The sequence below is a fragment of the Acinetobacter sp. WCHAc010034 genome (assembly GCF_001696615.3).
Taxonomy (GTDB): Bacteria; Pseudomonadota; Gammaproteobacteria; order Pseudomonadales; family Moraxellaceae; genus Acinetobacter.
In genome coordinates this window covers 3,182,906-3,190,940 of record NZ_CP032279.1, presented here as the reverse complement: position 1 = coordinate 3,190,940, position 8,035 = coordinate 3,182,906, and the positions used below count along the sequence as shown (strand labels likewise).

Sequence of the window (8,035 nt, the reverse complement as noted above, 5' to 3'; positions counted from 1 at the left end):
TCTTATCCTTTTAAAATGTCACGGTGGTTGAAAAAAAGAAGTCGGTATCCGGTTTTTTCATAAAATCCGGCTTGCGCACCGGCTGCGTCACAATCAGCTCCAGCGCGACATTGCCGATATTGAATGCGCTTCCCAGGCTTACTCCAGCCAGTTCCCCAACTGAACTGCTGTTTTCTCTGTTATCCACCTTGCCGTAGTCAAAACCCAGATAATGCCGCGCAATCAATGGACTGCCGCTCATGCTGTAGGCCTTGTTTAAATTCAGGTCATTTTTAAATGAATAGCCATTGTCCCCGCTCAGCGTGCTTTGATTGAAGCCCCTCACGCTGTATAAGCTGCCGATGGAATACTGCTCAGAGCCATACAGCGCATCAAGCGCATACTGGCCGGAGAAATTTGAAGAAAAACTGAAGTTTTGCCCCCATGCCTGAAACGGCTTAAAGTAGCTCAATCCGTAAGTCAGCTTTTCAAACTGCGCCTTGGGCATTTCCGCAGGCAGGCCGGATGCATCCTCCAGCGCATTAAAAGCCTTTAGGCCCCGGCTGTAGCCCGCATTGACATTGACCACGCCGGCCAGAAGCAGGTCGCTGTAGCTCAGGCCGGCGTCCAGCACTGACAGCTTGCGGCTGCTGACCTCCAGCTTGATGTCTTCTAAAAATGCTGCGGTATCTTTATGGGTCAAGCCGATATTGGCCCTAAGCTGGCTGTTTAAGCCGCGGTACAGCAGGCTGTCTAAACGGCCTGTATAAGTATTGGTTTCACCGCTTGAATGCAGCTGATTGAATGCAGTCCGCAGCGTTGAATCATATTCAGAGCGTGACGCGCTCAGGCTCAAAGTTTGATAGCCCAGCGGCACAGTGTAAAAAAGGCTGCCGGAAAATGAATCTTCACGGTTTGGCTTAAAGGGAAGCGAACGGTTATACGAAATATTCAGCAAATCATTCAGGCCAAAGGGATTATCCAGCCCCAAGCCTAAGGCTGCCTGATTGCGGCCTGTAGCGTCCTGTCCTTTATTGTCGTAGCTGAAATAGCCGTTCCAGCGCTTGGAGGGCTGATTATCAAAAATCACAATGCTTTCCCCCTGCCGCTCACCAGGATAAATATTCATCACGGCATTGTTGGATTGAAGCCTGTTGATCTGATCCAGCGCCTGTTCTAAATCGCGCAAATTCAACACTTCGCCTTTGGCGCCAATCATTGCTGTTTTGAGCGACAGCGTGCCCTTTGCCCGCTCAGTCAGCTGCAATTGGCTGAGCTTTCCTTCTTCTACGCGCAGCTTCAAAACGCCGGCTTTTAAGTCCTGTTCAGGCAGATAAAAGCGCGCAGCGGCGTAGCCCTTGCTTAAATACAGCGCTGTCAGCTTGCCCATGATTTCTTCAATGCGGTGCGCATCAATGCAGGTATTTTCATAGGGCCGGGTGATTTTGCTGATCCGCTGCTGTGAAATAACCGCAGCGCCATCCACCGCAATCTGGCTAACCGCAATGCACGGCCCGGCTGCAGCCTGCTTCGGCTCAGGGGCTGCGATTTCGATGCGCGCAGGCGGTTTGGAAGACTGCAGCAGCTGTTCCTGCTCATGGCGCAAACGGTCCTGCAAGTTCTGCTGAATCCGGTCATTTTCTTTGGCGGCCAAATCTATTGCAGGCGTATTGGCAAAGGCGCTTGGCAAAGCTGCGGAAATGAGCGCGCACAGCAGCAGCCGCTGAGTATGAATGTTCATAAGATGTCCCTGACAAAAGCATTGATGGCCCAAATCATTTTTTTGCTTAGCCATCAAAGTGAATGTGTGGAAACATAGCGTTAAACATCTTGTTTTTATATCGCTAGAATTAGGTATATTTATTTGATATTTAAGCGGAATAAACTTAAAAAACATGATGACTGCTGATTATTTTAAAAAATATTTTTAAAAATCAGCGATTAATTTTTTTAAATGGCGTTTTTCTGCTTTAAGGGAAAAAGCATCAAAAACAATGATTTCAATCTGAAATACAGCGGTAAAAGTCTCTCGCCAAGAAAATATTCAATTCAGGGCTGCCGGCAATGCGCCTATATTTACGGATAGCTTATCTTTGCTGATATACGGCGCGAACTCGTGGCGGATAAACTTCCGCCTGAAAAATGCGGCGGCTGAAACCCGGAGCTGATTTTTTAGCTCAGCCCGCAGGCAGCGCCTTAAAACCGGCGCTCCAGCTTCAGACTGACGCTGTGCTTGTCATAAGAATACAGCCAGTCCACATTGCTGCGGTTTTTATTGTATTGATAAGTCAGATTAGGCGTTAAGCCGTACAGCTCCCACTTCGGCGCGCTGAAAACCAGCGTGTAGTTCTGTTCAAAGTCATGGCGCCGCGCATCAAAGCCCAGGCCCGCAATGTATTGATCAAATTGCCGCCAGCGGTAGGAGCTGAACAGCGCCGCATTGAAGCCAGCGTTAAACTGCTTGCTCAGGCCTAAGCGCATTCCCTGCTGCTCATAGGCTGTAAAGTACTGTTCTTCGCTGTTATGGTCGACATAATCCAGGCCGCCAAACAGCGTCCACTGCTGCGGCAGCACTTTCCAGAACGTGGCGAAAACCGAACTTTCCACCCCGCTTTGCGGCGCATATTTCAAGTGATGAATATCCTTGATTTCGGCTTCCAGCTTAAGGGCTTTATCCTGGCCGATAAAGCGCATCCACTCCGCGCGCCCGCCCAAAGAATTATAGTATGCCTCATGCCCATAATATTTATATTCAAATACCGGGGCTGCCAAAACCTGATTGCGCTCATCCTGATAGCTGTAGCCGGCATTTAAATTAAGGGTCAATTCGTCATAATCGGACTGCTCAGGATAGGCTTGCCCATACAGCAAGCCGCGCGCGGCGATGCCGTGATTGCCAGACAGCGTCCAGCGCTTGGCTAAGGCCGCTTCATAATCTAAACCAGCAGCAGCGACGGCGGCCGGAGTGCCCTGCTGCACTTCAGCCACGGGAATGCTTGCGCCGGTGTCCGGATCTTTTTGATAATATGTAATGGTTTTATGCCGTTCAGAGGCGCTGTTTATATTGCCGGCATAGCGCGCCCCAAAGGCAGCCGAGCCTTGCCAGCTGTCACGCTGCTTCAGCCCCTTTAAGTAAAGATCGACCGTTTTGATAATATTCTGCGCTGTTTCATCTGAAGATTGCGCCAAATGATCTTTGACGGATTGAAACAGCTGCTCCGCTGCTTTATTTTTTTGACGCTCTGTCAGCACGCGGGCCAATTCCAGCTTAATCATCATATTCTGAGGCTGCATGGCTGCGGCTTGCTGGAACTGCTGCTCCGCCTGCTTCAGATTGCCCTGCATGCGCGCTAAAGCGGCCTGCGCAAACAGGGCCAAAGAGGGATCATGGCCTTCCAGCTTAAGATAGGCCTGCAGGTAAATTTGCGCAGCCTGCCATTGCTTTTGCATGACGGCGATATATAAAGCGCTGCCGACATCCGCCGCATTCTGCGCTATTGCAACCGCTTCGCCGTTAATGACCATTACGGGCAAATCTTCCGGACTGGGCTGCCGGAGCTGCTGCAGGCTTTGCTCCTGCTGAAGCTGCTGCTGATGCAGCTGCTGTTCTAAGCGCAGGCGCGTGTCGTCATTTGCGGCATGAGCGCATTGCAGAGCAGAACATAGGGCGCAAAATAAGAGCTTTTTTTTCACAAACGAATATCCAAGCCAGATCAAATTGAAATAAGAAAGACCTGCCGCGGCAGGTCTTTCTTCAAATTATTTAGTTTTTCGTCCCGCCAAAGGCAACATCCTGATTGCGGTCCTGGAATTTCACTGTGCCCGCTACACCGGCAGCGCCTGTGCCGAAAAAGTCGCCTTTGACCAGGCCGCCCGTTCCGCCGCTGCTGACAACGCTCGCCCCGGTTGCTGTGAAGCTTGCCTTGGCTGCGTCAATTGAGCCATTGGCAAAGTTGATATCGCCTGCCGATGAAACTTTGCGGCTGCCGAACTCTGCGGTTAAGGTACTGACCGGCAAAGCGCTATCCGCCGCATAGTTATTGATGGTGCGCACAGTATAAGTCGCTGTGCCGGCCGGCAGCGTGCTGGCTGCATTGCCTTTCTCGCCCACATAGAATACCGTGTGCGCGCCTGCAGCCTTGCTGCCTTGAGCTGCGCCTTCTTTATCCCATTCGCCGAACCAGACGTCCTGCGCGCCAACTTTCTTGATTGCCCAGACGCCTAAGCCGGAGTGATCCGCCGGCCATACCCCCGGCGCTTTGCCGTCTGCAACAATTTGCTTGCCGCTAAAGTCAATCACGCCGTAAGCATTGGTATAGCCCAGCGTGTCAAAATGGCTGACAGCCGCTTTAACCCCAAGCAGCACGCCATTTACACCGACACCCGCACTGCCGGCTGTGCCAATCGGATACAGGCTGCTTCCTGTACGGAGGCCGCCAGATTCTGTATAGGACTGGCTGCTGACAACCGCAGCCTGCGCAGCGCCGATCATGCCAAGCGAAGCTGCCAATGCGCATGCAAATTGATTCAATTTCATCTTTTCTTTCCTCATGGTTCAGTTTTATTTTTCATCAAAATTATTTTTAACAATAATCTTAATGATTCTTATTTAAATAAGCACCTTATGCATTCTCATTTTTCGTAGGACTTAAGCTGTAAAAATGGGAAGGATAAGCGCTTATTTCAGGCTATTGCGTGATTACACAATCACCTGTCTTCATCATTCTGCCGCCTTGAGTTATAAAAGCTGAATCATTCATATATTCATGCCGGCAGAATCATGTCCGTTAAATCTAGTGGCGTCTGCGCCGGAACGCATCAGAAGCTGTAGGTCAGCCCCAGCTTAAGCGTTCTGCCCGGCGCCGGATAAGAGGTGCGGCTTAAAGGGTCAATATAGTAGCGGTTGGTTAAGTTGGTGCCGACCAAATCAAAAGACAAGTCCGGCCGCGGCTTATAATTCATATAGGCATCCACCAGCAGCAAGTTGTCCCAGGACAGCGGCGCGTTGAAGAAGCCGCTGTCGACCACCTGATCAATCTGATTGCTGTGCTTGGAATGCCACGTCAGGCGGCTGCCCAATTCCAGTTTTTGATCCAGCAGGCGCGTACCTAAATTCAGGTTGGCGGAATATTTCGGCTGCGCCATGGTCAGCAGATAGCCATTCACAAAACCGTGATCTACGCATTTTTTATACAGCTCCGGATTTTTGTAAATGGATTCGCCAACCGCTTTGGTTGCCGATATGTCATCGCACACTTCATTTTTCTGGTTGTAAACCAGGCTCAGGTCAGTGAAAAACTTGCCGCTGTCATAGCGCCCCTGCAGCTCCCAGCCGGCAAGAGTCTGCTTGTCAATATTGGCAAATCTGAAATTATTGTCACGCTCAATCACATCATTGGTTAAGGTATAGAAATAGGCCAGCTTGATGTCGGCATGACTGGCATCCAAGTACCTGCTCAAATCATGCACATAGGCAGCTTCATAGGCATGGGCATGCTCAGGTTTCGGATTGTCGGCATAAAAGCCGCCAGAAAAGCCCAGCGTTCCCTCAAACATGCTTGGCATGCGCAATGCTTCGCTGTAATTCAAATACAGGCGGCTTTCCGGACTGAACTTAACCGCGGCTGAAATGAACGGCACCCAGCCGCCATGGTCTTTTTTCTTATAATTGTTTCTTTCCACCCGCTGGATCAGGTCTTCTGTCTGAACTTTGTTCTCTTGCAGGTTATCAACCTTCGACAAATCAATGGTGCCATTCAAATAAGGATTATTCTCCAAATGGAAATCGCCGCTTGAGTCCGCCATCCAAAGCGAATTCATGCGCAAATTGTCATGGGCCTGGCCCAACTGGTACTGCAGCCCAATTTTTTCAAACTCCATCGCGGTGTTGACGCTGTCGGTAATCGCCTGCAGATCCATCTCATGGCCGTACAGCAGCTGCTCTTTCTGAATCCGGAATGCTGTTTCATGCTGAACCCAGCTGTCGATCTGTTCCTGCGTCAGATTGTCAGTCCGGAGCGTATGCGTCAGCTCTTTTGCCAGCCACTTTACGGTATATTGCGGCTTTTCCTGCATCCGCGATTTCAGCAGGTCATCTGTCAGGGAATAAGACACCGTCCTTGCGCCGGCGGAAACACTGAGCCAGTCTGCAGGCATCCAGTCCAAGTTGAAGCTGTATTCATGCTCTTTGCGCTGCCCGCTTCTAGGCGCCATGCGGAAACCGGCTTCACCCACCTCCGGATAAGGATCAATGCTCCTCAATTTTTCGGTTTGGAAGCTGCCGCTCAGGGTTAAATCCAGCTCCTTGGTTAAATTCATTTTATTGCTGATATTAAAGCCTTTGCGCGTATTCTTGGTGATCATATGCGCAGTGTCCTTAATCAGATAAGGGTTCGGCTGCCCGGGCGGCACAGGCGTGCGGCCTGCATTCGGCTTAAATCTCCAGTCAAACCGGCCCACCGCATTCGGGAAACCGCCTGAATTATATAAGTCAGAATCTGCATCGGTCATCCAGAAGCTGGTGTGCAGGTCGACCCACCGGTTCTCCGCCGGCGTATATTTGTAGTCTAAATTATAGGCTTTAATGTCAATGGTGCTCAGCGGCCACTGCGGAACAATGGTTTCCCCGGCCTGCGTGGTGTCGCTCCACGAAATCCGGGACGGCATAATTTCGCCGTAGGTGTGCTGGCTGTCGCGGTAGCCGGCTGAAATTTCCTGCTCATCGCTGATATTCCATTTGCCTTTCAGCAGCCAGGACTCCATTCTGCTGGAGGTGTTCGGAACTTCATCTCCCGGCTTATAAATACGCGCCATCATCGGCACAAAATCATAAAATCCCGGGTCACCCTCCTTGTCATAAAAGGCCGAGCCTTTTTTGCCGGAGAAGTAATTGCCGCGCTCACGCCAGGCATAGGCGCCAAGCAGCTCAAAATTGTCCTGCTTAGTGGCTAAGGCGATGCGCGCAGCCTGATCTTCCATGTTTAAAAAATCATTGCTTGAACTGCTGCGCAGCGGCTTATACAGAATCGGGTCCTGCCGCTGCTGCGAAGTCCATCCGGGCAGCCCCAATTCTTCGACTACATCGCGGTAATCGCGCCCGTCATAAGATGGCGACAGGCGCTCCTTGATTGTATTGTTGCTGCCTTCCAGCTTGATTTCACCGCCCCAGCTTTCGCCGGCTTTGACAATATCGCTGGCGCTGAGCGTATTGACCACCACGGCGCCGCCTATCCCGCTTTTGACATCCCGGACCTGATTAGGGCCTTTAATCACCTGCATGCCGCCAATCAGGTTCGGGTCAATATAGTTGCGGTTGCTGACGCCATTATAGCCGCGCCATGCCGCCAAAGACTGCTCTGTGCCGTCTACGGTCAAGGCAATGCGCCCCGGGCCCTGAATGCCGCGGATATTCGGATCGACCGCGCCAGAGTTGCGGGCGTCGCCGCTGTAGACATTCGACATACCTTTAAATAAATCTGCAGGCGATGAGCCTTTAAAGCGCTCAATTAAGTCTTTGCCGGCATAAACCGTGGAATAGTTTTTTTCATAAACATCATCATAGCCTTGGCTGTCGCGGTCTTTAGCGCCATATACCGTAATCGCGTTCATCTTCACTGCAGGCTGATCGGCCGGGCTGCTGACAAAGCCTTCCGGCTGCGCCGGCTGCTTTTGCTGAAGCTGCACCGCGGGGGAAGCCGCGGCCTTCTTTTCCACAATGGCATAGACGCTGCCCTTCTTCTGCACAGTCAGATTTGTGCCCTGCAGCATGGCGTTCAGCGCCTGTTCAACAGAGACTTTGCCTTTAATCTGCGGCGCAGTTTTATTGCTTAAAGTGCTTCCGGCGGAAATGATTTCTGCGCCGCTTTGCCTGGCCAGCTGCTGGATTGACTGCTGCAAAGGCTGGCTCGGCAGGTTCAGTTCCACATGCTGCGCATGCAGCGGCGCGGAATAAATTGCAGCTGCAATCACAAAGCTTAATGTCGTTTGCTTAAATGCCGGCCTTCTGCTGCGCCGCTGCCCTGCCTGCTGGTTATGCCCCATTTCACACCCGTGTCAA

Annotated in this window: 4 protein-coding genes; all 4 read right to left on the bottom strand. The window is 51.3% G+C overall.

Going from position 1 to position 8,035, the window contains the following annotated elements; genetic code table 11:
* Window positions 1-10: 10 nt before the first annotated feature.
* The 4 genes from BEN74_RS16940 to BEN74_RS16925 all read right to left on the bottom strand — a co-directional run bounded on the left by BEN74_RS16940 (window position 11) and on the right by BEN74_RS16925 (window position 8,019).
* A complete protein-coding gene (locus tag BEN74_RS16940; protein WP_068907522.1) occupies window positions 11-1,720 on the bottom strand; it encodes a ShlB/FhaC/HecB family hemolysin secretion/activation protein in 1,710 nt (569 codons plus the stop codon).
* 455 nt (window positions 1,721-2,175) lie between these two features.
* Window positions 2,176-3,672 (bottom strand): surface lipoprotein assembly modifier, encoded by a 1,497-nt coding sequence (locus BEN74_RS16935; RefSeq protein ID WP_068907520.1) that lies wholly within the window; start codon window positions 3,670-3,672, stop codon window positions 2,176-2,178.
* A gap of 70 nt (window positions 3,673-3,742) precedes the next feature.
* Complete coding sequence (locus BEN74_RS16930; RefSeq protein WP_068907518.1) at window positions 3,743-4,516, bottom strand: Slam-dependent surface lipoprotein; 774 nt, start codon at window positions 4,514-4,516, stop codon at window positions 3,743-3,745.
* 281 nt (window positions 4,517-4,797) lie between these two features.
* Complete coding sequence (locus BEN74_RS16925; RefSeq protein ID WP_068907515.1) at window positions 4,798-8,019, bottom strand: TonB-dependent receptor; 3,222 nt, start codon at window positions 8,017-8,019, stop codon at window positions 4,798-4,800.
* Window positions 8,020-8,035 lie beyond the last annotated feature (16 nt).

Bases quoted from the DNA above. Each gene is read 5' to 3' on its own strand.
- BEN74_RS16930 (WP_068907518.1), bottom strand. From the start codon at position 4,516: ATGAAATTGAATCAATTTGCATGCGCATTGGCAGCTTCGCTTGGCATG.
- BEN74_RS16940 (WP_068907522.1), bottom strand. From the start codon at position 1,720: ATGAACATTCATACTCAGCGGCTGCTGCTGTGCGCGCTCATTTCCGCA.
- BEN74_RS16925 (WP_068907515.1), bottom strand. From the start codon at position 8,019: ATGGGGCATAACCAGCAGGCAGGGCAGCGGCGCAGCAGAAGGCCGGCA.